We start from the raw sequence: 24,891 nt of genomic DNA, 5'->3' as shown, positions 1-24,891 counted from the left end.
GAGTTGGACATGGAAGCGGGCGCTCGTGCCCGGCAGGGCGTGCCCCGTTCCAGGCTACGCGGGAACCGGACAAGGCAACGCCCGCCGGGCCGGTAGGCGCGCAGCGGGCGTCGGTCCTAGAAGAGTGCTGCCCTTCGTCGTGACGCCTCGACAATAGGTCAGGTCGAGGCGAGCTACAACATCACCACCTTCACGCGGTCCAATATCCCGTAACACTTCGTGCACAACGGGGGGCTCGGTGGGGATGTCGAGGGTGTCGGCGACATCGGCGACGACGATTGGCTCGGGTGCCGGATTTCCGGCGGGACGCGCGGCGGTGATGCCAGCGACCGCTCGCGCATCGCGCAGGGCGTTGTCGAGCCATCTCTTCGACGCGCCGTAGAGCTCGGCGACGGCCTGCACGGTCATCCCCTCCGACACCATCTCCATCGCCTGCTTCCCGACCTCCAGGCGATGGGCCTGCTGCGCGTCGCGCGCCTTGACGCCCTTGGCGCGCCGGCTGGCGACGACCCGCCCGACGGCGTTCTCGGCCCGGCGCGCCGCGTCCACCAGGATGCGCAGGTTCGCCCGGCGCATCTCCATAGGCGTGATGTTGAGGAGCTCGACGAACGACGCAGGGCTGCACTTATAGCGCGGGTCGACGACGAAGCCCTTCCACGTCTTCCGCTTCCCTCGGGCGGCCTCCCGGGCGCGAGACGTCACGGAGCAGACCTTGCCAGGCGCCTCGGCGCGGTCGATGCCGAGGCGGTCGGCGGTATCAAGGACGAAGGCGTCGAGCTCGTCGGGGCTGAGTACCCACGCCGCCGCGTAGGTCATGGCCAGGAGCCAGGTATGGCGGCCGGCCCCGTAGTCGCCGCGCGCCTTGCCGTCGACGATGCCCTTCCGTCCGTGCCGGTGGAGGAAGAGGCGTTCGAGATCGGCGCGGATCGTGTCCCAGAATGTCGAGCCGGTCAGGAGCGCCCCATAGTGCCCTACGCGAGGCTTGCGCGCGGCGAGGGCCTCACGGGCCGCTTCCCGCTTGGCCTTGGCCTCGGCCGCGTCAGCCTGGCGTTGGGCCTTGGTCCGGCGGGCGAAGGGTAGGACGGTGCGGCACATCTCGTCGAAGTCGACGCGCTCGATCTCGCGGATCAGGTCCGGATAGACGATGCTGACCGCGACGCCAGATTTCTCATTGTAGGTCCTCGGCATCCGGAAGACCTTGGTGAGCGGCCGGGCGGACGGGTCGCTTCCCATGGCCCTGAACTCCTCGTGCAGCACCTGCTGAACCGCGCGGTGCCGATCCATCACGAGTTGGGCGGCCTGGGGCTGGAACAGCCACACGACCAAGGCTCCGCGGCCCGAGTGCGTCGCGTAGGACGGGCGCGGCCAACCGCGTTCGGCGCAGATGTTGCGGACGGCCTCGACGACCGTCACCGGCGAGGCGTTCTTCCATTCGTCGACGTCGTGGAAATCGATGTCGACCCAGAAAGCGGTGACGGACACCGCGTTCTCTAAGGTCTTTTTCAGGGGCCGCTCGCCGGCCTTCATGATGGGCCAGGTCGCGAAGCTCATGAACTTGAACCGCGCGAGGTCGACCTGGCGGTTGGCGAGGGCTCCAGGGCTCCAGCGCCGGTCCTGCCAGATGATGTCCGGTGAGCCGTCGGCCTTCTTGCCCTTCGCGGATGGGAAGCGACCACTGAAGATCACGGCGCCGGGGCAGAGCTTGTGTACGAGGCGTGCGTAGTCGAGGGGTTGGAGCTCGAAGCAGAACTCGGGAGCGCGGAGCACGAACATAGGTGCGTACGATGCCGCATGCGCGGCTCCGGCGATGTTGGGAAGCGTCACGACGTATCCTCATCTGTGGGGCATCGCGGGGCAGCACGTCCGCGACGACCGATGTCGATCTACACAGGCTAGAACGGAGCTTCGAATACGTCAAATTGCACGTCAACACATGCGAATACTAGTTTGGAGCTTCGCGCGGTTTGGGGTGGAGAGCGAGGTTGGCGCGCGTCAGAGCGGGCAGCGGATGGGGCTGGGCGGGCGAAATGGGGGTTGGGCGGGTAGGGATACGCCGGGCACGTCAAGGCTGCGCAGGGTGCCTCTTTGTGCCTCGTTAGTTCGGCGGGTAGGACGCACGATCCGGTCCTTGGTCAGGCGCGCATGGTTTCGCGCACACGGTTCGAAGTGTGCACGGAACGTTACGGGGTATGGGGGCTTGGCTTTAGCCAAGGTGTGAGCCGGTTATCCTGCCCCTCCCACCAGCCCCCACCCGGGGACCGCCGCACCTACGACATCGCCTCCGACGGCTAGCCGAATACCGGCACCGGGGGGACGCGCCGAGCACAAGGAGCGTCTCGTGCAGCCATCCCCTGCGACCGTCACCACTGCCCAGCGCGGTAATCCCGACGGCGTCCGCGCCCGTGCCACCGACCATGCCGTCCACCGGTACGCCGAGCGGCCGCTGGGCATCGCGGTCGACGGCGACGACGCCGAGGCCGTGAAGGCGTTGCAGACCCGCCGGGTCAACGTCGCGGCCATCCGCCGGCGCCTTAGCATCGTGGGCGGCCTCGGGGCACCGACCTGACGCGCGCCCTCCACGACCACGGCGAGATCCTGCGCCGGTTCGGGCGGGACGACGACGACGGTGACGGATCACCGCCCCGGCTGCCACGGCCGCCCCGCTCAAACCGCCGGAGGTCCTGACCGTGCGCAAGCCCAAGCTCAAGCCCGTCCAGAACGCCAAGGCCGTGGCCCGACATAGCTGGTCGTTCCAGCTCAACGCCGTCGCCGCGGTCGCCTCGGCGGTGGGCATCGGCATGTCGGTCCTCGCCGGCCCCCCCGGTCAATCCGGTCTGGTTCGCGGTCGCCTACGGTGCCGTGAACCTCATCGCCGCCGGGGCGCGCCTGATCGCGCAGCCCGAGGTTTCGGGGGAGGCCGCCTGATGCTCGGCTTCTTCCGCAAGCTCGGCGTCGCGGTCGCCATCGGCACCGCCAACGCCGCCCCCCGGGCGGTTGCCGGAAATTCGGCAACGGTCGCCGTGTCCCGGTCGACCCCCAAGCCTGGGATCCCGGCTCAAGCGGTCCGCCGCCGCGGCCGCTCTCTGCACCGGCCTCGTCGGTGGGTTCGAGGGCCTCCGGACCACGGCCTACCCCGACCCGGCGACGGGACGCGAACCCTGGACGGTGTGCTACGGCGAGACCGACGGCGTGCGGCCGGGCGACCGCTACACGGTGGCCGAGTGCAAGGCGATGCTCGCCCGCAGCCTGGAGGGGTACGCCCTGAAGCTGGAGGCGTGCGTCACCCGGCCGATGGCCGACGAGACCTACGCCGCCTTCCTGAGCCTCTCCTACAACATCGGCTCGGGCGGCTTCTGCATGTCGAGCGTCGCGCGCCTCTGGAACGCCGGCGACACCCGCGCCGCCTGCAACGCGATGCTGAAGTTCAACCGCGCCGCCGGCGTCACGATGCCGGGCCTGACCCGGCGCCGGACGCACGAACGCGCCCTCTGCCTGAAGGGAATCTGACCATGAAGCCGCTCGACTTTTTCGTGCTCCTGCTCGCCCTCTCGTGGGTCTGGGACATCATCACCGACCGGCCTGCGTTCGCCGCCGAGATCGGGCGCAACCGGCTCAAGGCGCTTACCCTCGCCGCCACCATCTGGCTCCTGGCGGTGATGGTGGTGTCTGGGTCGCCCCTCCTGCTGGTGCCGTGCCTGATCGTGTTCGCCCTGGCCGTATGGCAGGCGGCGCGGCGCGTCTGGGCCGCCGGGCAGGCGCTGTTCGGCCGGAAGCGGAAGGTCGCCTGATGTCGACCTTCGCGATCCTGGCCGTCTCGGCCTGCGCCCTCATCAGCTGGTGCGTCCTGGTACAGGCCGCCCGCGAGGTCCTCGTCGCGCGGGCGCAGCCCCCGGCCTGCCCGTGCCGGGACCTCGTCTCCATCACCGTCGGTCAATCGCCCGTGACGACCCAGTTCTCGACCCACGGTGTCGAGGCGCTCAAGGCCGATCTCACCCGCATGGCGCGCGGCGCCGGAGAGGTTCACTGACCATGGACATCCATGACGCCAAGGTAGCTGGTCACCTCGCGGCCACCTTAACGAAGAACGAGGATAACATCCGCGCGCTGCGCGAGCGGCCGCTCGACGTCATCGACGTCTCCGGCCTGACCGTGTTCGGCAAGGAGCTTGCCGAGGACCTCAAGCATGGCGTGGTGGATGCCATCCGGAACCACCTCGACATGCGGTTCGTCAGGCGCTGCCAGTTCAACGCGCGAGCCCTGCGCGATCTGGGCGTCGAGATGGGCCAGTACCCGACCGAGACGGACCCTTCCCTCGGTGACCAGTCGGAAATGTCCGACCGGAAGTTCCGCGAGACCACGGGTCAGGATGACCCGTTCCAGGAGGCCCGCGATGCCCATGACATCGTGAAGGCGAAGGGATGGCTCGCCTCAGAAACGTTGCTCGGCACCATGCGGGGCGAGAACATCATGCTGAAGGTCAACCTCCGCCGGGTCCAGCGCGGCCTGCCGGCTCTGGCGTTCTGACGTGCTCGACTTGGCGCTCGCCCTGGCCCTGACGCCTGCCGGAATTGCGGCGCTGGCCGCCGCGGTGGGCGCCGTCCTGGCCGCGGTCTACGTGCCCCGGCTCGCCATCCCGGTCGCCCTGGTGGCGGTGATCCTCGCCGGCGTCGCCTACGTCACCCGGCTCCGGGACGAGGTCGCCTCGACCCGCCGGGACCTCGCCGAGGCCCGCGAGCTCGCCGAGGTCCGCGGTCGCGTCGTCGAGACCTTGCAGCGCGAGCACCAGGCCAGCGCCAAGCGGACCCGCGCGGCGGCGACCGCCCATGAACGCATCCGACGGGCCCCGGCGTCCGACGACGGTCCCGTCGCACCGGTTCTTCGCGACGCCCTGGAGGCCGGACGATGAAGCCGATCCTCGTCGTCGCCCTGTTAGCACTCGCCCTCGGCGGCTGCCAAAGCCGCGGCGGCTCCCTCGCCGAGATCCCGGACGAGCTCCTGACCTGCCAGGGCGCGCCGGCCTGGCGCCGCGGCGGCACCCAGCGCGACGTCGCAGTCCACGTCACCGACCTGCGGGCGGCTCATGGCGACTGCTACGGCAAGCTCGGCGCGGTCCGGTCCATCGCGAGGCCTGGCCAATGACCCCGGTCGCCCTCGTCGCCCTGTACTGCCTCGCGGCCGCGCCGACGCCCCTCGTCACGTCCGACGTCCATCGGGCGCTCCGGGGCGAACCCGTCGCCGCGGCCCCCGCCCGGGGCGACGTCGCCGGAGCCGCCCGGGAGGCCGCCCGCCATCGCCGGAGGCACCCGTGAGCATTACCGTCGCCTTCATCGTCGGGTTCCTGATCGGAGCCTGCCTATACGACCCGCCCCGCTGGCCCCCTCGGGCGGCCTGACCCAACGCCTCCGGAGCCCCCCCCGTGCGCGCCATCGGCACCCCCGTCCCCTACGCCATCTGCACGCTGGCCCGCGTCGAGCGCGCTTCTGAGTTCGCCCGCATCGAGGACCTGGCGCCCGACGTCGCCGCGTTCCTGCCCGGGGCGCTCGCCCGAACCATTCCGGCCGAGGCCGTCGCGCGCGTGTCCGGCTGGTTCGCTTCGATGGATCACCCCGGCGCCGGCGCCCCCGGCTACCTGCTCGCCTTGGATGAGCGCGACGCCTACGTGGTTGCCCGCCGCGGCCGGCCCGCAACGCCTCGGGACGGGGTAACCATTCAGGGCATCGGCTGGGAGCGGGATGCGGCCGCCCTGCGCGCCCCGAGGGCGGCGTGAGGGCCTACGTCCCCGACGTCGTCACCCCGGCCGCGCGGGCCGTCGTCGACGCCGCCCGGGAGCTTGTCCGGTCGAGGCGCTGGTTCCTCGACCTCCCGGCCGAGCGCGATCTCCCCGACACCCTGCAGGCCGCCCTCGACCGGGCGGTGCGAGCCCTCGACGCCGCGGAGGCCGACTGTGGCCGAGGCTGACCCCTGCCGCCGGGTCCTGACGCCGGTCGAGGAGGCCAAGCTGTTCGCCCGGGACGCGCTGCGGGCGGCTCGGGGCGTCCTTGCCGGAAATCCGGCAAGCGAGGCGGGAAGCGCCTACCTCGCGGTGTTCGCGGTGCTCGCCGTCGACGCGCTGTTCCCCGAGCTCGGGCAGGATGCCGGGCAGGCCCACGGGGCGTCCCGGGAGGCCTGAAAGGGCGTCCACCTCAACCGGCGCCCCGAGGGCCTGTGGCGGCTTGCAACCCGAATCGGTAGGGTAAGGGGCACCCCGCCGCCGGCGAGGCGGCCCCGGGAGCGCGTCCAACGCTCCGCGGGGCCTGAACCCGACCACGGAGTGCACCGTGAATCAGGCCGTTTCCCTTTCTACCACGTCGACCCTGCCCGCCGTCACCCTGGGCGAGGCCACATCCACCTTCAGTTTCGACGGCAAGCCCGTCCGCGTCGTCAACCGCGGCGGCAACGCCCTCTTCGTCGCCCGCGACCTCTGCCGCGCGCTCGACCTCGACAACGTGACCGCCGCCCTGCGCCCCCTCGACGAAGACGAGAAGGGTACGGTCATGCTCGACGACGACGAGTTCCGCACCCTTAGCTCAAGTAAAGGTGCCCGCGCCCGGGCCGTCGTCACCGAGGGCGGCATGTACACGGTCGTGCTCCGGTCCCGGAAGGCGATGGAACCGGGCTCCATCGCCTACCGCTTCAGGCGTTGGGTCACCGATACCGTCCTCCCGTCCGTTCGCCAGACGGGGACCCACGTCGTGCCCGCCGCGCCGCAGCCCGCCCCGATGGTCATCGATGTCCGGGACCCGGGTCAGCTATCGGTCATCGCCCTGCAGCTCATCCAGGTGACGCAGGAGATGGCGGCGAAGCTCGCGGTGACCGAGGCCGCCGTCGAGGCTGCCCGGCCGGCTGTCGAGTTCGTCGAGGCCCTCGCGGACAGCGACGGGACCTGGGGCCTTCAGGCCGCCGGGAAGGCCCTCGGGCAAGGGCCGAACAAGTTCATCGCCTGGCTCAAGGACCGCGGCGACGTGTTCGAGCTCAACAAGGGTAACGTGGCCAAGCAACGCCTCATCGACCAGGGCCTGTTCACCGTCCGATGGGAGCCGTTCGGCGGCAAGCCCAGGCCGACGACCAAGGTCACCGGCAAGGGCATCGTCCACTACGCCAAGGCCCTCGGCGTCCGCCCCCCGCAGCAGCCCCCGCAGGCCCTGCTCCCCGGCTTCTGACCCGATGCAGGGAATGCGTAGCGAATTCAGGTTCGCTACCGCTACGGCCCGGTTCCCGAGAGGGGCTCGGGCCGTTCCGCGTTTGGGGCAGACGTTGCGAGAACGGGCGCAGCCGGCGTCGGCCGGGGCTCCCGGGGCGCGGCCCACCAGGCGACGGCCAGCCCGGCCGCGCACAGCACCAGCGTCACCGCGAGCGTCCGATCCACGGTCAGTCCCCGGGCGCCGGCAGCGCCTCGTCGTCGAGCTCGGCCGGGGCCGGCGGGGGCGCCTCGGCGGCGCGGCGCAGGGCCGTCATCAGGTCGAGGCCGAGCGCCTCCGCCACCAGCACGGCATCCCCGAGGTCGACTTCGCGCCCGGCTTCCAGGTCGCGGATGGCGCGCTCGGGGACGCCAGCCTCGACGGACATGCGCCGCACCGGCATGCGCCGGGCCGCCCGACAGCGGGCGATGACCTCCCCGATGTCGCGGCGGCGCCGGGCGGCCTCGGCAGCCGCATGCTCCTCGGCCGAGAGCTCGGGTTCGTCTACTGTCGGGTCGTCGGCGGCGAGGCGCATGGCGGGCTCCGGGGTTGCGACAGCGTAGGCGGCGGGGTGGCTAGTCACCAGAGCTCAGGTCGCCCCGGCCGCGAGAGGGGCACGGCCCGCTCATCGACACCGTCACGTCGAGGCCGTCCCGGGCGTCGACGCTCCAAACCCTCATCTGCGCCTGGCCGTACCCGCTGACGCCTGCGGGGGACCAAGTGCCGGTGAGCTTGCCCCCGTCGAGAGATGCGGAACCGCCCCCCTGGAGCTCGATCCGCTCGCGGCCCGTCTTCGTGTCCACGGTCCCGCAAACGATTGTCGTCGTCCAGTATCGCGCATCCGTCCGGTCCGCGGCGGCGTAGATGCGCGCGAACCGTTCGCGGCCGGGCACGTCGGGCGCGCGAACGGAGAGGAGGAAGCGGTCGCCCTTGGCGGGAAACGACGGCTCCTCGACCGGGACCGCGCCGCCGGTCTTGGCGGCGGCCGGGACGGCGGCGAGCAGGATGGCGGCAAGGGCATAGGTTCGCATCGTCAATCCTCCGAGATCCAGGCTGAGCCGTCGGCCTCGAACCAGGCGAGCGCCGCGGCGGTGATGGGTTGGCCGTCGGCGAGGAAGGTGCCGGCGCCGTAGACGTCGAATCGGAGCCGGCGGGCGCCGGGCGGTCGGGGCGCGGCGGTCGGTGTCCCCCGCGCGAGGGCACAGACCTCCCGGACGTGGCGGTCCCGGACGCGGGCCAGTGCCCCGGGGCGGACGACGAGGGCGACGCCAGCCAGAGCGACCGCCTCGACGTGTCCGACGACGCGGCCACCGACTTTCAGGGACCAGCGGCGCCGCCTTGTGTGGCGGTACACATCACAGGGAGGCACGCCGCCGTTCCTGCATCGGGCCGCGCCGCCTCCGGTACGGCGCGGCCATGGCGTTCGCCTCGACCGAGAGCGCCTCGGCGAGGAGAAGCGCCTCCGGCTCCACGCCGTCATCCCGGCGGGCGAGGAGCTCGTCGACGTGCAGAGCGGCGCCGACGAGCACGGGGCCGCTCGCCAAGCGGTGCTGCCAAGCCAGCCGGAGGCGTTCCCGGACGGCGCCCAGGAGGTCGTTCTCGCGCATGGTGCCCCTCAGTTCGGCATCAGGCGCGCGAAAGCTTCGCGGCTCGCGACAACGGTCTCGACCATGCGGCGGAGCGGGCGCAGGGAGCCACCGCGCCAAGCCGTCAGGGCGTCGATCTCGTTGCCGTCCAAGGCGGGACACCAAGCCTCGGACAAGCCCCGTTCACGCCGGAGCTCGTCCAAGATGGCCGCCGCGGCGACGGGCAGGTCCTCGCGGCGCGGCATCGGCCACGCGACCGGCGGGACGCGGTCGAGGAGCGGGCCGGACATTCCGTCCAGGGTGTTTGCCGTCAGGATGTAGCTGATCCCCGACAGGTCGAGGGGCACCTCCAGCGCCGGGTCGAAGATCGCCTTCGCGGTCGTGCCACGTTCCACGAACGGGAGCAGCGTCTCGTCGAGACGGCCCCAGCGCCTGCTCGGACCTGCCTTATCCGCCTCGTCGATGACGCAGCCTAGAGACGCCAGCAGGAACCGAAGCACGCCCTGCGCCGGAACTGACAGGCGCCACGTGCTCCACGTCCGGCTGGCCCCAGCGAAGTTGCCGCCATCCATGACGCCGCCCGCCGAGTAGAAGATTTCAGGCAGACCGAACGCCTTTAGAACGGCCCGGGCATACGCGGTCTTGCCACCACCCATGCCGCCGACCAGGGTACGCGGGCGCAGCATCGAGTAAGGGGCGCCGACGAGATCCCCGGCGTACTGCTCCGTCACCTCGGCAGCCCAGGGAAACGCGGCGTTCAACGTCGCGGCGACCGTGGCCGGGTCCGGCGCTGCCACCAGCGGCAGCGCCTTCTCGGCGACGGCCTCGCATAGCGCCCGCGGGCTGTCGCCACGGTCGCGTGCCATCAGGCTGGGCATCGGCAGGTGGCGGAGCGAGGGAAATACGCGCAGCGAGAGCGCCGGGGCAGCTTCCGGTGTAGGCGCGGGCTTCACCGGCTCCGGCGCAGCCGGCTGGTGGCGCGCGATGCCCGCCCGGTCGTCTTCCATCTCGTCGGCATGCGTCAGGCGCGCCGGCAGAGCCGCCGTGCCGGTTGAATTCAGGTACGCCCGGGCGTGGATCTCCGCGATGCCGAGCGGGTCCGATGGGTCCCAGTAAGGCATCACGTCCGGGTGGTCCTCGTCGTCGCCGTCGTCGAGCAACGCCACTCCGGCAGCGCGTAGGACGTACGCCTCGGCATACGGGCTCCTGCCCCTTGCGCACGACCACAGCACCTTGACGAGTGCCGGCGTCGCTTCGGGGTGGCCGAGCATATGCAGGTACAGCGCCAAGGTGTCGTGCATGAGAGACCGCACCTCGGGATCGAGTCCCTCGGTGAATTCCGACCCGATGAAGCGCCACTGGGGCTCAGTGCGACGGAGCGGCTCCCAGGCGTGCGCCATGGCATCCCGCATGGCCTCGTCCCCAGCGCCAGGGCGTTGAGCCAGCCAGTCCTTGCAGATCGCGCGGAGGGATAGGTACGTCTCGGCGAGGAGGGGGTCGCCCAGGCTCTGGCGATAGACCGTCGGCCGGTCGCCTGTCGCCACGGAGGGCACGAGGACGTTGATGCGGTCGAGAAGGTCGTGGGCGATTGTGCCGCGAAACAGCCCGGCCTTACCGGCCAGGACAAGCGCGAGCGGCGACGCGCCCTTCAGAGAGGGGGTCTTCTTCATCTCGGGACACTCCGACTGCCCCAGTGACGGCACATGCCGAGCCGGAGCGAGAGTCCACCCTAATGCCTGCCCGTTAACGAATCTTTACCGGTCGAAGGATTGTCATCCGTGTCCTTCGCGATTGAGCAGGGTCTTGCCGCGCCGGACCCGGCGCAGGATGTCGAGGGCGTTGGCCGCAGCTCTCTCCGCGTCGTCGAGTGCCCTGCGCGGGTCGGTGCCGCCTTCGCCGTGCTGGTCGGCGTAAGACGCTAGGGCGACGAGGAGCACACCGATGCCGTCCGCGTCCGGGGACGAGGCCGCGCTGCCGAGGGCCTGAAGGACTGCCGGGTGGAGGCCCTGCCGCTCGATGCGGTCGCGTTGCGTCGTTCTCTTGTTCAGGCCGAAGGCCGCCGGAAGCGCATGCGTCCAGCCGCCTGGCCACACGGTCATCCCGGCCCGATCCACCGCGGCGACCAGGGCCTGGTTGACCGCAGCCGGGTCGAGGGGGCGGGGCTCGCCTTCGCCGACGAGGTAGGGCTGGCGCGCCGGGTCGTAGGCCAGCGCGAGGCGCCCGACGAGGCCGACGGCGGTCCAGCCTTTGGGGCGGGGCCAGTGCTCCGGGTCGACGTATTGAAGCGAGATCTCCATGCCGCCTGGGATACCACGCCCGGCGGGCGAAGATGGTTAACGGCGGTGGTCCCTTTCGGGGCGCGGAGGCATCCTGCAGACATGCCCGAAGTCGCGATAACGCGACCTGAAGGCCCATCCAGCCGGAAATGTCGCGTTTATGAGTCGGATCGACATCCAGGAGCTCGGCCAAGCCATTAAGGAAGCTCGCCGCGCCAAAGGGCTGACGCAGGGCCAGGTAGCCGTGGCCATCGGGAGCTCCCGCACGAGGATCATCGCCTTCGAGAACGGGTACAACCCCGACATGAGCTTCGCCACCGTGCTGCGCATGATGAACATGGTCGGACTCGATCTGGCGCTGACCACGTTCAACTACGGGTGCCCCACGCTCGACGACCTCCAGCGGGAACAGGCCGAGGAGGACGAGCGCAACGCCCGCCGGGGGTTGCCCCGGCCGCGTTGGTAGCGCGTCCCTGTTCGAATCGACGCGCGTGCGTACCATCGGGGGTGGGCCTAGCCCGCGAGGTCACCGTCGTGGCCGCCCCCAGGACCCCCCATGGCGAACAACACCACACTGCGTCTGACGCTCGCCGGTCCGCCCGAGGACATCGCCGCGTTCAAGGCCGCCCACATCGTCGAGAACACCAACCGCGGCTACGATGGCTGCCCGGTCCGTTTGAGCTTCGAGACCTTCGCCGAATACCCGTCCGGCGAGGGCCGGAACTGGGCTTACAAGAACTGGGGTAGCGCCTACAACGCGGGCGATTTCAAGTTCATCCGCGACGAGCCCGGCGAGATCGAGGTCCGCTTCGACGCCTACAACGGCGACGCCGAGCCCATCTTCCAGCAGATCGCGCACCGGTTCCCAGAGTTCTACGGCCGGGTGCTCGGCATCGAGGATGGTGGCTTCTACTCCTGCTCCGGTGAGTTCACGCTGGGCTTGTTCACGTACCGCCGCGCCGAGTGGTCGAAGGACGCCTACGAGCAGGTTCACGGCCGCCCCTACGAGGAGCCAGAGGACGAGGAGCCGGACGCGGACGACGCCGCCGGAAATCCGGCAACAGGCTCGGGCGCCATCTTGGACACCCTTGCGAGCTTTCAGGCGGCCGCAAGCCAGACCTGGTTCCACAGCATGGCCATGTCGATTGCCATGGGCATCACGACCGTCGAGGCAATGGAGGGCGAGTGGAAGGCCGACCAGGAGCGCAGGGACGCCCTGATCGCCGCTGGCAAGATGGACGCCTACGGCAACCGGTTCTTCGAGGTCGGCGACCTGGTGACCCGGGACGGGACGGACATCCACCGCGTCGTCGAGCACAACGGGAGCCCCGGGCGCGCCCCGGACGGGTTCACCGTCGTCTGCGTCAGCCCGCCGGAAGACGGCTGGTGCGAGGTCGGCGACGTGGAGTTCAACATCTGCCGCCGGTACGAGTGGGTCACGGACCCGGTTGCCGGAAATCCGGCAAGCCCGAACCTCGACCCGGGCGCCGGCCCGCCCAGCGAGGCCGTGGACCTGCACCGCGGGGAGTCCCTCTACGCCAGCATCATCGTCGCGGAACGCGAGCGCCACCGACGCGAGATGGAGGCATGGCGCGCCGAGTTCGAGCGCGGCTACCTCCGTCCGACCCGGAACGCATGGGTCGACGTGCTGGTCGACGTCGAGGCGGCCAAGGCGGCCCGGCTGGCAATCGGCAAGCCCCTGTCCCGCCGGGCCCGGCGCCGGAACCGGGGGCGCGTCACCACGGCGAAAGTCGCCCTGGCGCGGGTGTACCACGAGCCTGTCACTTGGGCGTGGCCGGCGCAGGAGGCGGCATGACGACCGACCCGACCGCCCTGGCGAAGATCGGCGAGTGGACCGGCATCTGCGGCGACAAGCCGGAGGTCCTCGTTGGGGAGCTCGCCGAGCTCGGGTTCGTGGTCACGCCTCGGCTGGTCGCCGAGCGCGCGTCCGCACTGGAGGATCTCCGGCACCTGGAGGCGATGTCGGAGCGCGGCCGCGAGGAACCTCACCAGGACGCCGACGGCATCCTCTGCGACCTGCTCGTCAGGCTCGGGTTCGAGGACGTCGTCGTGGCGTGGCGACGGGTGGAGAAATGGTACTCGTGACCGCCCAGGCGACCCGGCCAGGGAATACGTAACCACACCCCCATCTCGCGCTTGCCGCCCCCGGCGCGAGCTGCGATCCCTCGCTCATCGACGCCCCCCACGAGGCCCGCCGTGAAACGCATACGCCATCCCCGAACCAGCGAGACCACCCCCGGGGCGTGACGCCGTGCGCGCAGCCCCTTCGACAGGAGGCTGCCTTCATGAAGACCAAGCGCGACCACTTCGCCGGTTCGACCACCTGGTTCACCGCCGACACCCATTTCGGGCACCGCGGGATCCTCAAGATGGAGGGTCGCCCCTGGGACGACATCGCCCGCCACGACGACGATCTGATCCACGCCTGGAACTCGCGGGTCAGGCCGTCGCACGACGTCTTCCACTTGGGCGACTTCGCCATGAACTCCAGCGCCGCCAGGTGCCAGGACGTGTTTTCGCGGCTCAACGGCCGAAAGCATCTCGTCATCGGCAACCACGATGGCGACCGCCACCTGGAGCTCCCTTGGGCGTCCCCGCCGGCGGACCTGCGGACCATCCATGTTGACCAGGTTCGCCTCGTCCTTTGCCACTACGCCCTCCGGACCTGGAACGGCGCGTGGCGGGGCGCGCTCCACCTCTACGGGCACTCGCACGGCAAGTTGCCGGGCACGAACCGCAGCCTCGACGTCGGCGTCGACGCCTGGGGGTACCGGCCGGTGTCCATCGCCGAGATCCAGGAACGGATGTCGGAGACGCCGATGTCCGACGAGGAGCGCCTGATCGCGGAGGAGCGCGAGACCCGGGCGAAGCGGGAGGCCGAGGGGGCCTGAAACGAAACGGGCCCCGGGGAGCGTCCCGGGGCCCTTCGCTATTCGGCTTCCTCGATGGCGGCTGCCGCCCGGCGCAGGGCCAGGGCCTGCCCCTCCAGCCCCAACGCCTCCCGCCTGAGCAGCGCGAGCAGCGCCGGGGCGACCGTGCCCGGGATCTCCCTCTGCCCGCTGGCCCACCGTTGGACGAGACGCGGATCGACGCCGAGAGCGGCCGCCAGGGCCCGGCGCCACTCGGAACCGAAAAGCGCCTCGCCGGCGGCCGCGAGCAGGGCTGGGGTCACGCCTCGGCCCTCCAGACGCACGAGCCCGACCACTCCGTGATCCAGGCGATCAGCTCCAAGGGCTCGTCGGGCGTGCCGCAGGCCCATGCCAGGACCTCGCCGCTGCCGAGCGTTCCCAGGTAGCAGTCCCCGGGGCGGTCCTCGCGGTACCACGCCGGCCGCGGCCGGGTGCAGGCAGCGGCGATGGAGGCCGCGGCGCGCCTGGCATCGGCCTCGGTTCGGGCGGACCGCAGGACCTGGATGGCCGGCAGGGCGCCCAGGGACGCGCGGCGGGCTGCGAGGTCGTGGATGATGGGGTTGTTGTCGTTCATGTCCGTGCCCCCGTCAGATGGTCAGGCCGAGGGCGCGGTCGTCGGCGTCGAGGGCCGCGAGGTCGCGCTCCAGCAGGACCTGCGCGAGGTCGACCCGGATGGCCGTCACGCTCTCCCTCTGGCGGCGGACGCGGCCGGCCGGCAAGGCGTGCGTGTAGCGGAGCTCGACGTAGATCTCCCCGTCCAGGTCGAGGTCGTTCTCCAAGGCCCAGTCGATCCACGCCCGATGGATCGACTTGGTGCGGCGCCAGTCGGCCTGGATGACGAGATCCAGGTCGGGACGCGGGTACTCCTCGTAAGGGGCCGCGATGCGGGCGTAGACGACCGGCGTGGCGCCGGCGGCGGCGAGGCTGTCGGCGAGGCGCTCGCGGTCAGCCTGATCGAGGCTGTGGGCGGGGCGCGAAAGGCGAATCGAGGAATCGGTCGTCATGGTGCCGAGGTCTCCCGTACGGCGTGGCGCGGGACGGCAGGGCCGACCTCGCATAAGGGGATGCTACGGGTGGCGTCGAAAGCTGCAAGGCCCCCGCGGGCGGGATGTGGCTTTCGTGGTTCGCGCGCAGGCTACTGGGGTTACCCCTCAGGAGGTCCCCCATGCGTTCCGTCGTCCGTTTCGTCGCCGCCATCATGAAGGCCGCCCTTGCGGCCATGGCGACCGCCCCCCGCCTGGTTTGGGACGGCGTCAGATGGGTCGCCCGCTCGATGTCCGGCGGCGCGCCCGGGCAGGCGGCCGCCGCGCAGGCCGAAGCAGTCGCCGAGCTCCAAGCCGCCGCCGACGAGGCTGCGCAGAACCTCGCCGCCCCGGCCGCGTCCGCCCCCGCCGCGCCGTCGGCGGACGCGTCCGTGGAGTGGGGGCAGGCCGCGCTCCGTTTCCTCGCCGGGCAGCGCCGCGGCGTCGAGGGGACGCTGGACGAACCGGCGCTGGCGTATCTCGGGGCGCTGTCGCCCGAGCAGCAGGCGCGCCTGGCCGCGCACCCGGCCCGGCGGATCGGCGAACACCTCCTTCGCGAGCGCCGCATCGCGAGCCTGCCCGAGCCGGAGGACATGGCCACATGGCGCAGAGCCGAGATCAACCGGCTCTGCCGTCAGCCCGTGGCCGAGCCGGTCCTGCGCGTCGACCCATGGGCTGGGCTGCTGAAGGAGGCCCGCTCCCGGCCGGCACCCGCCTTCGCCTGACGCGCCATCCCGAACGAAAGAGGCCCGCCCGGTACACCCGGGCGGGCCTCTTTCGTTTCGATCACATTCGCGTGACTTGCTTATACCCGGTTGACTCTTTCTGCGCGCACACACCCTGACCCCCCGTGAGCACGTCGTGGCATCAACTCATGCCGCGGTGACACGCGCGCGGGCCATGATGAGGCGCCGGAGTTCGTCCTCCTCCGCCGCCCTGGCGGTCTCGGCGCGTGCGGCGGTCGCCCGTCGGACATGTCCGGCGGCAAGGCGGGCGGACCGGACACGGGCGGCGACGGCGCGGTACGCGTCCGCGAGCTCGGCGTCCTGCTCGGCACGGGCGGCCTGGCGGGCGAGGCGCCCGGCGACGAGGGCAGACCCAAGGGCGCCGGCGATGGAGTAGGCCGCGGTCTCGAACGACTGGCCAACCTGGTGGGCGTTCGTATGGTACATCAGGGCGGCCTCCCTCGGTGCGTGTGAACCAGAGATCGCAGCTCCCCGAATCGGTGCCAAGAGTCCGCCGTCGCCTTCCTGTTGGCAGGGTAAAGGAAGCCCTGGCCGGGGCGCCTGGTGGCTTGCCGGCCGACGCAGCATGATCCCCTCCAGACCCGGAGGCCTCCATGCTCTACGACGACGATGCCGGCGACGAGTTCCTGGAAGGGGTGCTGGCCGAGGCGCGGGCCGATCAGGACCTCGACACGCCCGGGCCCGGGCCGCTGCCGGTTCCCAGGCCTGCGGGTGTCCGACGGGCAGGCTCGTCCGCGGCCGCCGAGCGCAGGCGCGACGACGCCGAGCGCAAGCGCATCGAGCGCCTCAAGCGGAGGGAAGCAGGCCTGCTGGAGACGCCATCCATCGACGCCGTCATCGTGGCGGCACTGGCTGCCCATCTCGCTCGGATGGGAGTGAAAGACACCGTCGCGCTCGCTGGCGCCATCGGCGGGCTGCGCGTCCCGCTTCTGCCCGTCTTCGGCGAGGCGAAGGTCGTCCTGATGGAGAAGGGGGCGAGCGCGGAAAGCGCCGCCCTGATGCTCGCCGGGCGGCTGCTGGGCACCCCGCAGACCTCGAAATCGGACGCGGCGGCCTGAGCTTTCCGGACGCATCCCGGGGGCGAGTGCTGAGGTAACGGGGCGCCCCCTTAGTAGAGAGCGATTTTCACTGGCCGCGTCCGAAATCCGGGGCCTTGGGGGGCTCCCCGCCCATCCCCCAGGCGAACCATCGCGCGCGGGGGTCCTCCTCGACGTAGGCCTGGCGTTCCGCGACCTCGCGCAGGATGGCCGCGCCCTCGGGCGTCTCGACGCCGGGGGAACCGAGGCTCGCGTCGGGGGCGACGGTCGACGTCCAGGCCTGGATCTCCGCCACGCGCGCCCGCCGGTCCGCGGGGACGTCGGGCTGGCGGAGGGCCGCCGAGCAAAGCGTGTCGAGTGTGCTCAGGGCCGGCGCGATGCCGTACTTCTTCTTGGGATACATGGGCGGGCCTCAAGGTGTCGCGGGCAGGTCGGCGAACGCGTCGGCGTCTTCGGCCAGGCGTCCCGCAGCCACTTGAGCGGCGCGCTCATCCTCCAGCAGCCGTTTCGCCCTCGCACGCATCGCCCGGCGCGGGCGCTGGGCCAGGAGCTCCGCGGCCGACTGGAGGGTCGAGATCCAGATCTCGCGATGGCGAGGTAGACGTCCGTCGGGGGCGATAGCGAGCCACTCCCCCTCCCGTACCCAGCCCGTCCGCCCCCCCATCTGCCCCGGCCGGACGCACAGGCCCAGCAGATGCTCGTCGGCGTCCCGTATCTCGTACGCGCTGACGCGAAGACCCGTTGAGCGGTGGTGCGGGAAGTCCCGCCGACGGGCCTGATCCAGCGTGATCTCGTGCGCGACCTCCGAGGCGAAGGCCCCGTTTGGCTTGGCCGCCATCGCCGCCAACATGACGTCGTGCTCGGCCGGATGGCGGACAGGCGTCGCGGTGAGCGTGGCGTAGCTGGGCTCGGGCCAGCCGGTGTGGATGCGGATCGTGCGCGGCATGGCGGGACCGTAGGAGGCAGGCCCTACCGGCCCCCTAAGCCGCGTGGTCAAGGAAGGGCGAACGAAACCGCGCTACTCCTAGGCATCGTGGGAGGGCAGGACGCGTGGACGACATTCCAGAAACCCGTATCGAGCAGATCGCGATGATGGAGGGCATCCTCATCGAGCGAGCGACGGGCCCCTCTGGTGACGGGCACGCCTACGAGATCCTCCGACGCGAGCTCCTTCAGGACGACGAGGTCAAGGCGCTCCTGCCGGCGTTCGTCAGGACCTCCCGCACGCTCGACGCGTTCTGGCCCTTCATCAAGGACAAGTTCGGCCGGTACCAGGAACGGCGGGCCTTCATCCGCGAGGCGTTCACTCCGCTGGTGGACCACCTCGAAGGCCGCAACCGCGCCCCCGGCGACGCGGTGGTCGGGGACACGCTCGCTTCGTTCGACGCCGAGGGCGTCCACGCCGTCTGGACCAAGGCCCTCGCGCGCCGAACCTCAGACCCCGAGGGGGCTATCACGGTCGCGCGGACCTTGCTGGAGGCCGTGTGCAAGCACATCCTCGACGGGCTCGGCATCGCCTACGCTCCGAAGGACGACCTGCCCAAGCTCTACGGCGCCGTCGCCACCGGGCTGAGGCTGGCCCCGGACCAGCACCGAGACGTGCCGATCAAGGCTATCCTCGGCGGGGCCATGAACCTGGTGAACGGGCTCGGGACCCTGCGGAACCGGTTCTCCGACGCGCACGCCGACGACCCGCCAACGGGCGAGCGGCCCCGCGTCCGTCCTTCGCCGCGGCACGCCAGCCTCGCGGTCAACGCGGCCGGGGCCGTCGCCACCTTCCTCGTCGAGACCTACCAAGAGCGCGGCAAGGGCTGACGCCCCGCGCCGGGAGCGTGGCCTGGAACGGGCCACGGGGTCGGTGGGACAAAGGCCGAACCGACCAAACATCGACCAAACATGTTGCCGTTAGGGGAGGTGATTTGGGGTGACGAGAGATGACGAGAGAAACCCCCTTGCGCTGCCAACGGCGGCGTCGTAGAGACACCGCCGTCGGCACACGCCCCCGTTCGGGACGTGGGGGTCGCAGGTTCAAATCCTGCCACTCCGACCATCACTGGTCGGACCCGTTTTGCCGGCACGCCGGCCTCCCGACAGCGACCAATTCATCTCATATACGTCGCGATCGTGCACTTGCTCGGGCAATCCGCAGCGCGGGGCGCTCGGGATCAGCGTCGCGCTCCGGTGAGGGCGCATGTCGCACCCGGAACCCAGCCGGATGCCCGTGATTACGCGGGCATGGCCGATCCCGCGTCCGTCGACACCGATCCCGCATGCGCCTCCACCGAGCATCCCCTGTCCCACACCTGCGTCCACCTGTGCGTGGACATGCAGCGCATGTTCGCCGAGGCGACCGACTGGCGCACGCCGTGGATGCCGCGGGTGCTGCCGCGCGTGGAGCGCCTCGTCGCCGCGCACCCTGACCGGACGATCTTCACCCGCTTCGTGCCGCCCGATCATCCGGGCGAGGGGCGGGGTGCCTGGGGCCGGTACTTCGAGCGCTGGGCCTCGATGACCGGCGACAACCTCGCTCCGGGCATGGTCGACCTCGTGCCGAGCCTCGCCCGCTACGTCCCGCCCGCGCAGGTGGTGGACAAGCGCGTGTACTCCCCCTGGATCGGGACCGACCTCGACGCGCGCTTGCAGGCGCGGGGCATCGACACGCTGGTGGTGACGGGGGCCGAGACCGACGTGTGCGTCCTCGCCGCGGTCCTCGGCGGCGTCGATCTCGGCTACCGCATCGTGCTCGTCACCGACGGGCTGTGCAGTTCCTGCGACGAGGCGCACGACGCGCTGATGGTGATGTACCGCATGCGCTACGGCTGCCAAGTCGAGACCCAGACCGCCGACGCGGTGCTCGCGCGCTGGCGGTGAGCGGCGGGGTCCGGCTACCGGTCCGGCGTCGCGGCCGGCGGCGGCGCGCCCTGCGGCCCCGGCAGCAGGCCGGCCTGGTTGAGCCAGAGGGCGGTGAGCAGCCCGGCGAGCAGGGTCGCCAGCGAGGTCAGGCGGCCGATCCACTGCCGCCGGACGAACATCAGGATGATCGTGACCACGAGGGCGATCAGCAGCGCGAGCATCAGCATCCGCCGTCCTTGCCACGGGCGGACGGCGGCGTCACGGCCCCGCGTTCACAGGCTGCGCGTCGTCACCCCGAGCGCGAGCAGGACGTAGGCGCCGATGAAGAACCACTGGCGGTGCGCCACCACGGTGCGGCCGATCATCGGGATCTTGGTGTAGAGGCTGGCGACCGCGAGGCCGATCAGCGCCGCGGAGACGACGAAGGTGAGCAGGCGCGGGGCCGACAGGCTGGGCATGCGCGCATCCTCGCCCCGGCGCGGTTGAGGAAATCTTACCGGCTCTGACCTCCCCGACCGGGGCGTACCCGCGCTCGGTTCGCCGCCCGGCTTGGCTGTGAGGATGGCGGCGTGCTAGCGCCGTCCGACCCGGTCGCCGGCCGGGCCGATCGACGCGCCAGCGCCCCCGCCATGCCAGACGCCGCGAAGTCCGATGTCGCGAAGCTCGCGAGCGCCCTGTTGGCCGGCTGGCTCGCCTGCGTCGCCGTCCCGGCCCGCGCGCAGAATGCCGGGCTGCCCGCCAGCGCCCTGAACGCGGACGACAGTGCCGGGCCGGTCAAGGTCTGCGCCCAGGCGGCGCCCCCGCGCTGGCGCTCGCTCATCCCCGTGCCGAAGACCTGGACCTTCCTCGACTGCATGAGCTTTTCCGGGGACATGGGCGCCACCCATTTCCAACTCGGCTGCCTGTTCACCAACGTCACCCCCTACGCCCAGAAATACGCCTGGGGGGCGCTGGTGAAGATCGAGAAGGACGCCCTGGCCAAGGCCCAGGCCCCGCTCCCCAATTGCGGCTGGTAGGGGGCCTCAGGCCCGCGGCCGCAGCAGCCCGACGAGGCTGTAGCAAGCGATCACGCAGCCCACGCCCATCGCGCCGAGGCAACTGATGGTGCGGACCGGCTCGCCGCGGGCCAGCACGATGGCGACGACGAGGGGCAGGAGGACCAGCGCGAGCAGCAGCGTCATCATCGGCTCCGTGAAGGACGGGGCGGACGGTAGGCGCGGGTTGGTTAACGCTTCCTGCCCCAGGCCGGCCCCGGGACCCGCGCTCAGCCGAGGCGGACCAGCCGGTCGAGGAGCGCGCGGTCGTGGAGCAGCGCCATGCGCTCCTTGGCCGAGAGCCACGCCCGCGCCTCGGCGACCGTCTCGGCCTCGCAGATCTTGGCGGCGGCGAGCGTGTGGTCCGGATCGACGGCGCCGCGCGGCCGCGCCGGCCGCTCGGGCAGCATCCGGGCGTGGGCCTCGGCCAGGGCTGGATCGCCGTTGAGCGCGGCCAGGGCGTCCCCCTCGTCGAGGCCGCGCGCGGCGTTGCGGGCGGTGAGCGCGGCGGCCCGCACCGCGATCTCCGGGGCGGCGGCCTCCTCCGGCGTGGCGAGCAGGCCGCGCCGCTTGAGGGCGAGGCCGAAGGCGAGCTGGCCGCTCGCCCACGAGATCGGGATGGCGAGCACGAGGCCGAGGATCGTCGGGCTCATCCAGAGGAACAGCGAGGTCGAGATGGCGAAGGCGGCCACACCCGCGACGAGGCCGAGCGCCGTGTGCCAGCGGTGGCGGGCGACGATGGCGCGCAGCGGGATCGAGCCGTCGTCGCGCCGCTGCGGGTTCCAGCCGGTGTCGCGGCCGAGCAGGATGCCGGCGACCGAGCCCGACTGGATCACCATCGCCACCGGCGCCACCAGCGCCGAGAGCAGGATCTCGACGAGGCAGGAGAGGGTGAGCCGGCCCGCACCCCCGCAGGCCCGCCGCACCGGGCCGTCGAGCAGCGCGAGGATCAGCCCCAGGAGCTTGGGGGCGAGCAGCACGGCCATGGTCAGGCCGAAGAGCTGGAGGGCGCGCACGGGGTCGAAGCGCGGGAAGACCGGCGAGAAGCCGGCGCCCCCGAAATAGTCGGGCCGGGTGGTGACCGTCTGGAGGACGAGCAGGATGCCGACCACGAGTTGCAGCAGCCACAAGGGCGAGGCGACGTAGCCCATGATGCCGGTGGCGAAGTGCTGCCGGGTCGCCGGGTGCAGGCCGGCCGCGCCGATCACCCGCGCGTGCTGGAGGTTGCCCTGCGCCCAGCGGCGGTCGCGCACCGCCACGTCGATCAGCGAGGGCGGGCTCTCCTCGTAGGAGCCCGGCAGGCGCGGCAGCATGTACACCGCCCAGCCGGCCCGCCGGATCAGCGCCGCCTCGACGAAGTCGTGGGACAGGATGTGGCCGCCGAACGGCGGTCGGCCCGGCAGGTCGGGCAGGCCGCAGGCGGCAGCGAAGGCGCGGGTGCGGATGATCGCGTTGTGGCCCCAGTAATTGCCGTCGCGGCCCGACCACGCCGACAGGCCGGCGGCGATCACCGGCCCGTAGACCCGGGCGGCGAATTGCTGGAGGCGTGCGAACAGGGTGTTGCGGTTGATGATCAGCGGCAGGCTCTGGACGATGCCGGCGTCCGGATCCGCCTCCATGGCGGCGGCGAGCGCCACCATCGTGCCGCCGCTCATCAGGCTGTCGGCATCGAGCACCAGCATGTGGTCGTAGGCGCCGCCCCAGCGGGTCACGAAGTCGCCGATGTTGCCGGCCTTGCGGTGGTGGTTCTTCGGGCGGTGGCGGTAGTAGACGCGCGCTTCCGGCCCGAGCCGGCCGCGCAGGTCGAGGAAGGCGCGCTCCTCGGCGATCCAGGCGTCGGCCTGGGTCGAGTCGGACAGGATGAACCAGTCGAAATGCGCCCCGAGGCCGGTGGCCTCGACCGCCTCGCGCATCGCCTCGACCCCGGCGAACACCCGCGCGGTCGCCTCGTTGTAGACCGGCATCAGCACGGCGGTGCGGGTCGCGAGCGCCGCCGGGGCGGGGCGCGCGGGCGGGCGCCGCACCAGCGTCGCGAAGCCGAGCAGGGCGCTGGTGAAGGCCAGGGCGATCCACGAGAAGGTCAGGACGAACAGCGCGACGAGGGCGAGCTGGAGCGCGGTCGGGCTGCCGGAGACCGACACGGTCTCGACCATCTGCCACGCGCCGTAGACGCTGAGCGCGAGCGCGCCGCCGAAGACGAAGGCCCGGGCGCCCCAAGGGCTGCGGCTCGCCAGCGCCGGCCTGCGGGCCCCGGCGCCGTCCCAGGCCGCGAGGTCCTGCACCGGCATGGCCAGCGGCGCCTCGGGCGGCATCGCTGGGGCGGGCGCGCGCGGGTCCGGTCCGGCGGCGGCGTTCTGCGGCGGGGAGATGGTCTCGTCCAGGCACACGGCGGGCGGGCTTCCTGTGGTTGTAGCCTCGGAACGCGGCAGGACGGCAAATGGTCGAACCGGCCCCGGCCCGCGGGGCGGGACGATCGTCCGCGCCCCGTGGCCGCTCACGGCGTCCAGCGGTAGAGCCAGATCTCGCTGGCCCGCGCCTCGCCCCGCCGCAGCTCCAGGCGCAGCTCGCTCGCGCGCTCGCTGCCGGGATCGAGCTCGAACAGCACGCGCAGGGTCTTGCGCTCCGGATAGCTGTACACGCTGCGGCGGGTGATCGTCCCGGCCGAGGCGGACAGCGCGGGTTCGAGCGGGCCCGGCAGAGCCAAGGCGTCCCCGGAGAAGTCCACCGCGAACAGGCGGCGGTTGCCGCCCGACCCGCGCCCGCCGCGGCTGCCGGTGACCCGCGCGAGATCCGGCGGCAGCGGGTCCGGCCAGCCCCAGTCCCAGCGCTGGCGACAGGCGAAGCGCAGCTCGCCGCCCTTCGCCAGCGGCGCCTTCGGGCGCCAGTAGGCCAGCACGTTCTCGTTGCGCGCGGCGTCGCTCGGGATCTCCAGCAGCGTCACCGCGCCCTCGCCCCAGTCGCCGGCCGGCTCCAGCCACAGGGTGGGGCGCCACTCCCAGTGGTTCACGTCGTCCTCGAAGTCGGCGTAGGCGCGGGCGCGCTGCATCAGCCCGAAGCCCTTCGGGCCGCGGTCGACGAAGGCGGAGACCTGGAGCGTGTCGGGGTTGTGCACCGGCCGCCAGATCGGCTCACCGGCGCCGTTGCGGATGGCCAGCCCCTCGGTGGACCGGGCGGCCACGCGCAGGTCGTCGACGCCGCGCCGGTCGAGGGTGCCGAACAGGTAGCTGCCCTGCATGCCGCCGAGCCCGAGGTGGTCGATGTCGGTGCGGGCGAAGACGGTGGCCTCGATCTCCGCCCGCGACGCGTCGCGGCCCGGCGCCAGGGTGAGGCGCAGGGCCGCCGCGGCCGACTCGGACTCGACCAGGGCGTGGACCACGATCGGCCTGCCCGGCGTCGGGCGCTCGACGAACAGGGCGCGGAACAGGGGGAACTCCTCGCCGCGCGCGTCGGCCGGGCGCAGCGCCAGGGCCCGCGCCGTGACCCCGTAGCCCTGTCCCCGGGCCACGAGGCGGAAGAACGAGCCCCCCTGGAACAGGGCGAACTCGGACAGTTCGGCCCCGTCGTCGAACCGGGCGCGCAGGCGGAAGCCCGAGAAGGCGGCCTCGGCCGGCAGCTCGGGCAGGGCCGCGCCGTCCATCGTGAAGCGGGCGCGGTCGTAGGCGAGGGGCCGCACCAGCCCGCCCTCCACGAGGTACAGGGCGACGGGCCGGGCGAAGATCGAGCCGCGCAGCAGCGGCTCCAGCTCGTAGCCGAGGCCGTCCCCCGCCCAGGCGATCGCCTCCGGCGCGGCGCGGATCGCCTCGTAGCGCTCCTGCGGCAGGTCCTTGAGCGCGCCGGGCAGGTCGTCGAAGCGCGGCGGCGCGTAGGGTGCGGCGGCGCGGGCGCGGGCCAGCGCGGCGAGCGTGTTGGGCTCGAACGCCTCGCCGGCCCCGGGGAGGGCCGGAGCCTTCTCGTCGGCCGCGCGGGCGGCGGACGGCAGGACGGACGCCAGGGCGCCCCCGGCGGCTGCGGCCAGCACGGCGCGGCGCGTCGCGCCGGTCTCGCGGCCCTCCATGGGATCTCCGTGCTGCGGCGGCATCATGCGGGGCGTGGTCTCCGGCGGGTCGCGTCCCCTATACCGGAAGGGCGGCTGAACCCCAGCTTAAGCCGGGCCCGGCCTCGGCCCGGCGTCCGTTGACTTCCGGAAAGTC

At 71.9% G+C, this 24,891-nt stretch carries 39 protein-coding genes; 21 read left to right on the top strand and 18 right to left on the bottom strand.

Annotation, left to right across the window (positions count from 1 at the left end; genetic code table 11):
- Positions 1–54 precede the first annotated feature (54 nt).
- Positions 55–1,824: a hypothetical protein gene (locus tag Q8W71_RS00640; RefSeq protein WP_305523377.1), complete on the bottom strand. Its 1,770-nt coding sequence runs from the start codon at positions 1,822–1,824 to the stop codon at positions 55–57.
- Positions 1,825–2,338: 514 nt separating this feature from the next.
- Here Q8W71_RS00640 and Q8W71_RS00635 point away from each other — a divergent pair.
- The 12 genes from Q8W71_RS00635 (at position 2,339) to Q8W71_RS00580 (ending at position 7,199) form a co-directional block, all read left to right on the top strand.
- The gene (locus Q8W71_RS00635; protein ID WP_305523376.1) at positions 2,339–2,566 is read left to right on the top strand and encodes a hypothetical protein; all 228 of its coding nucleotides are present in this window, start codon (positions 2,339–2,341) and stop codon (positions 2,564–2,566) included.
- Positions 2,567–3,042: 476 nt separating this feature from the next.
- Positions 3,043–3,507 (top strand): lysozyme, encoded by a 465-nt coding sequence (locus Q8W71_RS00630; RefSeq protein WP_370875312.1) that lies wholly within the window; start codon positions 3,043–3,045, stop codon positions 3,505–3,507.
- 2 nt (positions 3,508–3,509) lie between these two features.
- A complete protein-coding gene (locus Q8W71_RS00625) occupies positions 3,510–3,788 on the top strand; it encodes a hypothetical protein (protein WP_305523374.1) in 279 nt (92 codons plus the stop codon).
- On the top strand, positions 3,788–4,027 hold the full coding sequence (locus Q8W71_RS00620; protein WP_305523373.1) for a hypothetical protein: 240 nt from the start codon (positions 3,788–3,790) through the stop codon (positions 4,025–4,027). Before Q8W71_RS00625 ends, Q8W71_RS00620 begins: the two co-directional genes overlap by 1 nt.
- Before the next feature lie 2 nt (positions 4,028–4,029).
- Positions 4,030–4,524 carry a hypothetical protein gene (locus Q8W71_RS00615; RefSeq protein ID WP_305523372.1) on the top strand — a complete coding sequence of 165 codons (495 nt, stop codon included), beginning with the start codon at positions 4,030–4,032 and terminating at the stop codon, positions 4,522–4,524.
- Between the two features lies 1 nt (position 4,525).
- Positions 4,526–4,906 (top strand): hypothetical protein, encoded by a 381-nt coding sequence (locus Q8W71_RS00610; RefSeq protein WP_305523371.1) that lies wholly within the window; start codon positions 4,526–4,528, stop codon positions 4,904–4,906.
- On the top strand, positions 4,903–5,139 hold the full coding sequence (locus tag Q8W71_RS00605) for a hypothetical protein (protein ID WP_305523370.1): 237 nt from the start codon (positions 4,903–4,905) through the stop codon (positions 5,137–5,139). Before Q8W71_RS00610 ends, Q8W71_RS00605 begins: the two co-directional genes overlap by 4 nt.
- Positions 5,136–5,309 carry a hypothetical protein gene (locus tag Q8W71_RS00600; protein ID WP_305523369.1) on the top strand — a complete coding sequence of 58 codons (174 nt, stop codon included), beginning with the start codon at positions 5,136–5,138 and terminating at the stop codon, positions 5,307–5,309. The genes Q8W71_RS00605 and Q8W71_RS00600 overlap by 4 nt, the downstream gene beginning before the upstream one ends.
- 107 nt (positions 5,310–5,416) lie before the next feature.
- Positions 5,417–5,767: a hypothetical protein gene (locus tag Q8W71_RS00595; RefSeq protein WP_305523368.1), complete on the top strand. Its 351-nt coding sequence runs from the start codon at positions 5,417–5,419 to the stop codon at positions 5,765–5,767.
- A complete protein-coding gene (locus Q8W71_RS00590; protein ID WP_305523367.1) occupies positions 5,764–5,958 on the top strand; it encodes a hypothetical protein in 195 nt (64 codons plus the stop codon). The genes Q8W71_RS00595 and Q8W71_RS00590 overlap by 4 nt, the downstream gene beginning before the upstream one ends.
- The gene (locus tag Q8W71_RS00585; RefSeq protein WP_305523366.1) at positions 5,945–6,169 is read left to right on the top strand and encodes a hypothetical protein; all 225 of its coding nucleotides are present in this window, start codon (positions 5,945–5,947) and stop codon (positions 6,167–6,169) included. The genes Q8W71_RS00590 and Q8W71_RS00585 overlap by 14 nt, the downstream gene beginning before the upstream one ends.
- A 148-nt stretch (positions 6,170–6,317) precedes the next feature.
- The gene (locus tag Q8W71_RS00580) at positions 6,318–7,199 is read left to right on the top strand and encodes a phage antirepressor (RefSeq protein WP_305523365.1); all 882 of its coding nucleotides are present in this window, start codon (positions 6,318–6,320) and stop codon (positions 7,197–7,199) included.
- Positions 7,200–7,407: 208 nt separating this feature from the next.
- Here the strand turns inward: Q8W71_RS00580 and Q8W71_RS00575 are convergent, their stop codons facing one another.
- From Q8W71_RS00575 to Q8W71_RS00550, 6 genes are all read right to left on the bottom strand, one after another.
- Positions 7,408–7,752, bottom strand: a complete 345-nt coding sequence (locus Q8W71_RS00575) for a hypothetical protein (RefSeq protein ID WP_305523364.1) — start codon at positions 7,750–7,752, stop codon at positions 7,408–7,410.
- A 40-nt stretch (positions 7,753–7,792) separates the two neighbouring features.
- Positions 7,793–8,248, bottom strand: a complete 456-nt coding sequence (locus Q8W71_RS00570) for a hypothetical protein (protein ID WP_305523363.1) — start codon at positions 8,246–8,248, stop codon at positions 7,793–7,795.
- Positions 8,249–8,250: 2 nt separating this feature from the next.
- Positions 8,251–8,586 (bottom strand): hypothetical protein, encoded by a 336-nt coding sequence (locus Q8W71_RS00565; RefSeq protein WP_305523362.1) that lies wholly within the window; start codon positions 8,584–8,586, stop codon positions 8,251–8,253.
- On the bottom strand, positions 8,573–8,824 hold the full coding sequence (locus Q8W71_RS00560; RefSeq protein WP_305523361.1) for a hypothetical protein: 252 nt from the start codon (positions 8,822–8,824) through the stop codon (positions 8,573–8,575). Before Q8W71_RS00560 ends, Q8W71_RS00565 begins: the two co-directional genes overlap by 14 nt.
- A gap of 8 nt (positions 8,825–8,832) precedes the next feature.
- Positions 8,833–10,473, bottom strand: coding sequence for an AAA family ATPase (locus Q8W71_RS00555; RefSeq protein WP_305523360.1), 1,641 nt, complete (start codon positions 10,471–10,473; stop codon positions 8,833–8,835).
- Between the two features lie 102 nt (positions 10,474–10,575).
- Positions 10,576–11,100: a hypothetical protein gene (locus Q8W71_RS00550; protein WP_305523359.1), complete on the bottom strand. Its 525-nt coding sequence runs from the start codon at positions 11,098–11,100 to the stop codon at positions 10,576–10,578.
- Positions 11,101–11,239: 139 nt separating this feature from the next.
- On the opposite strand from Q8W71_RS00550, the gene Q8W71_RS00545 reads away from it, so the two are divergent.
- From Q8W71_RS00545 to Q8W71_RS00530, 4 genes are all read left to right on the top strand, one after another.
- Entirely contained in the window at positions 11,240–11,545 is a 306-nt protein-coding gene (locus Q8W71_RS00545; protein WP_305523358.1) for a helix-turn-helix transcriptional regulator, read from the top strand.
- Between the two features lie 90 nt (positions 11,546–11,635).
- Positions 11,636–12,895, top strand: a complete 1,260-nt coding sequence (locus Q8W71_RS00540; RefSeq protein WP_305523357.1) for a hypothetical protein — start codon at positions 11,636–11,638, stop codon at positions 12,893–12,895.
- Entirely contained in the window at positions 12,892–13,185 is a 294-nt protein-coding gene (locus Q8W71_RS00535) for a hypothetical protein (RefSeq protein ID WP_305523356.1), read from the top strand. The genes Q8W71_RS00540 and Q8W71_RS00535 overlap by 4 nt, the downstream gene beginning before the upstream one ends.
- Positions 13,186–13,385: 200 nt before the next feature.
- On the top strand, positions 13,386–13,991 hold the full coding sequence (locus Q8W71_RS00530) for a metallophosphoesterase (protein ID WP_305523355.1): 606 nt from the start codon (positions 13,386–13,388) through the stop codon (positions 13,989–13,991).
- 38 nt (positions 13,992–14,029) lie between these two features.
- Here Q8W71_RS00530 and Q8W71_RS00525 read toward each other — a convergent pair whose 3' ends face one another.
- Genes Q8W71_RS00525 through Q8W71_RS00515 form a run of 3 tightly spaced genes read right to left on the bottom strand, consistent with a single transcriptional unit; the run spans position 14,030 to position 15,013 of the window.
- Complete coding sequence (locus Q8W71_RS00525; RefSeq protein ID WP_305523354.1) at positions 14,030–14,272, bottom strand: helix-turn-helix domain-containing protein; 243 nt, start codon at positions 14,270–14,272, stop codon at positions 14,030–14,032.
- Positions 14,269–14,583 carry a hypothetical protein gene (locus Q8W71_RS00520; RefSeq protein ID WP_305523353.1) on the bottom strand — a complete coding sequence of 105 codons (315 nt, stop codon included), beginning with the start codon at positions 14,581–14,583 and terminating at the stop codon, positions 14,269–14,271. The genes Q8W71_RS00525 and Q8W71_RS00520 overlap by 4 nt, the downstream gene beginning before the upstream one ends.
- A gap of 13 nt (positions 14,584–14,596) precedes the next feature.
- Positions 14,597–15,013, bottom strand: a complete 417-nt coding sequence (locus tag Q8W71_RS00515) for a hypothetical protein (protein ID WP_305523352.1) — start codon at positions 15,011–15,013, stop codon at positions 14,597–14,599.
- Between the two features lie 161 nt (positions 15,014–15,174).
- Here Q8W71_RS00515 and Q8W71_RS00510 point away from each other — a divergent pair, with 161 nt between their 5' ends.
- Complete coding sequence (locus tag Q8W71_RS00510; protein ID WP_305523351.1) at positions 15,175–15,756, top strand: hypothetical protein; 582 nt, start codon at positions 15,175–15,177, stop codon at positions 15,754–15,756.
- A gap of 147 nt (positions 15,757–15,903) precedes the next feature.
- Here Q8W71_RS00510 and Q8W71_RS00505 read toward each other — a convergent pair whose 3' ends face one another.
- Positions 15,904–16,203, bottom strand: coding sequence for a hypothetical protein (locus Q8W71_RS00505; RefSeq protein WP_305523350.1), 300 nt, complete (start codon positions 16,201–16,203; stop codon positions 15,904–15,906).
- 167 nt (positions 16,204–16,370) lie between these two features.
- Here Q8W71_RS00505 and Q8W71_RS00500 point away from each other — a divergent pair, with 167 nt between their 5' ends.
- A complete protein-coding gene (locus Q8W71_RS00500; protein ID WP_305523349.1) occupies positions 16,371–16,835 on the top strand; it encodes a hypothetical protein in 465 nt (154 codons plus the stop codon).
- A 67-nt stretch (positions 16,836–16,902) separates the two neighbouring features.
- On the opposite strand, the gene Q8W71_RS00495 is transcribed toward Q8W71_RS00500, so the two are convergent.
- Together Q8W71_RS00495 and Q8W71_RS00490 are read right to left on the bottom strand one after the other, a co-directional pair.
- Positions 16,903–17,217, bottom strand: a complete 315-nt coding sequence (locus tag Q8W71_RS00495; RefSeq protein ID WP_305523348.1) for a hypothetical protein — start codon at positions 17,215–17,217, stop codon at positions 16,903–16,905.
- A gap of 9 nt (positions 17,218–17,226) precedes the next feature.
- Entirely contained in the window at positions 17,227–17,760 is a 534-nt protein-coding gene (locus tag Q8W71_RS00490; protein ID WP_305523347.1) for a hypothetical protein, read from the bottom strand.
- Positions 17,761–17,864: 104 nt separating this feature from the next.
- Between Q8W71_RS00490 and Q8W71_RS00485 the strand changes: the two genes are divergently transcribed.
- Both Q8W71_RS00485 and Q8W71_RS00480 read left to right on the top strand, forming a co-directional pair.
- Entirely contained in the window at positions 17,865–18,629 is a 765-nt protein-coding gene (locus Q8W71_RS00485; protein WP_305523346.1) for an abortive infection family protein, read from the top strand.
- A gap of 420 nt (positions 18,630–19,049) precedes the next feature.
- Entirely contained in the window at positions 19,050–19,685 is a 636-nt protein-coding gene (locus Q8W71_RS00480) for a cysteine hydrolase family protein (RefSeq protein ID WP_305523345.1), read from the top strand.
- A 14-nt stretch (positions 19,686–19,699) separates the two neighbouring features.
- Here Q8W71_RS00480 and Q8W71_RS00475 read toward each other — a convergent pair whose 3' ends face one another.
- Together Q8W71_RS00475 and Q8W71_RS00470 are read right to left on the bottom strand one after the other, a co-directional pair.
- A complete protein-coding gene (locus tag Q8W71_RS00475; protein WP_305523344.1) occupies positions 19,700–19,894 on the bottom strand; it encodes a hypothetical protein in 195 nt (64 codons plus the stop codon).
- 45 nt (positions 19,895–19,939) lie between these two features.
- Positions 19,940–20,125 (bottom strand): hypothetical protein, encoded by a 186-nt coding sequence (locus Q8W71_RS00470; protein WP_305523343.1) that lies wholly within the window; start codon positions 20,123–20,125, stop codon positions 19,940–19,942.
- Between the two features lie 111 nt (positions 20,126–20,236).
- On the opposite strand from Q8W71_RS00470, the gene Q8W71_RS00465 reads away from it, so the two are divergent.
- Entirely contained in the window at positions 20,237–20,683 is a 447-nt protein-coding gene (locus tag Q8W71_RS00465) for a hypothetical protein (RefSeq protein ID WP_305523342.1), read from the top strand.
- 6 nt (positions 20,684–20,689) lie between these two features.
- On the opposite strand, the gene Q8W71_RS00460 is transcribed toward Q8W71_RS00465, so the two are convergent.
- From Q8W71_RS00460 to Q8W71_RS00450, 3 genes are all read right to left on the bottom strand, one after another.
- The gene (locus tag Q8W71_RS00460; protein ID WP_305523341.1) at positions 20,690–20,851 is read right to left on the bottom strand and encodes a hypothetical protein; all 162 of its coding nucleotides are present in this window, start codon (positions 20,849–20,851) and stop codon (positions 20,690–20,692) included.
- A gap of 80 nt (positions 20,852–20,931) precedes the next feature.
- Entirely contained in the window at positions 20,932–23,070 is a 2,139-nt protein-coding gene (gene mdoH / locus Q8W71_RS00455) for a glucans biosynthesis glucosyltransferase MdoH (protein WP_305523579.1), read from the bottom strand.
- 125 nt (positions 23,071–23,195) lie between these two features.
- A complete protein-coding gene (locus Q8W71_RS00450) occupies positions 23,196–24,755 on the bottom strand; it encodes a glucan biosynthesis protein (RefSeq protein WP_305523340.1) in 1,560 nt (519 codons plus the stop codon).
- Positions 24,756–24,891: the final 136 nt, after the last annotated feature.

Origin of the sequence: Methylobacterium amylolyticum, from assembly GCF_030700245.1 — a bacterium.
Classification (GTDB): Bacteria; Pseudomonadota; Alphaproteobacteria; order Rhizobiales; family Beijerinckiaceae; genus Methylobacterium.
Note: the sequence above shows the minus strand (reverse complement) of the source record. Positions and strands in the feature narration are given on the sequence as shown.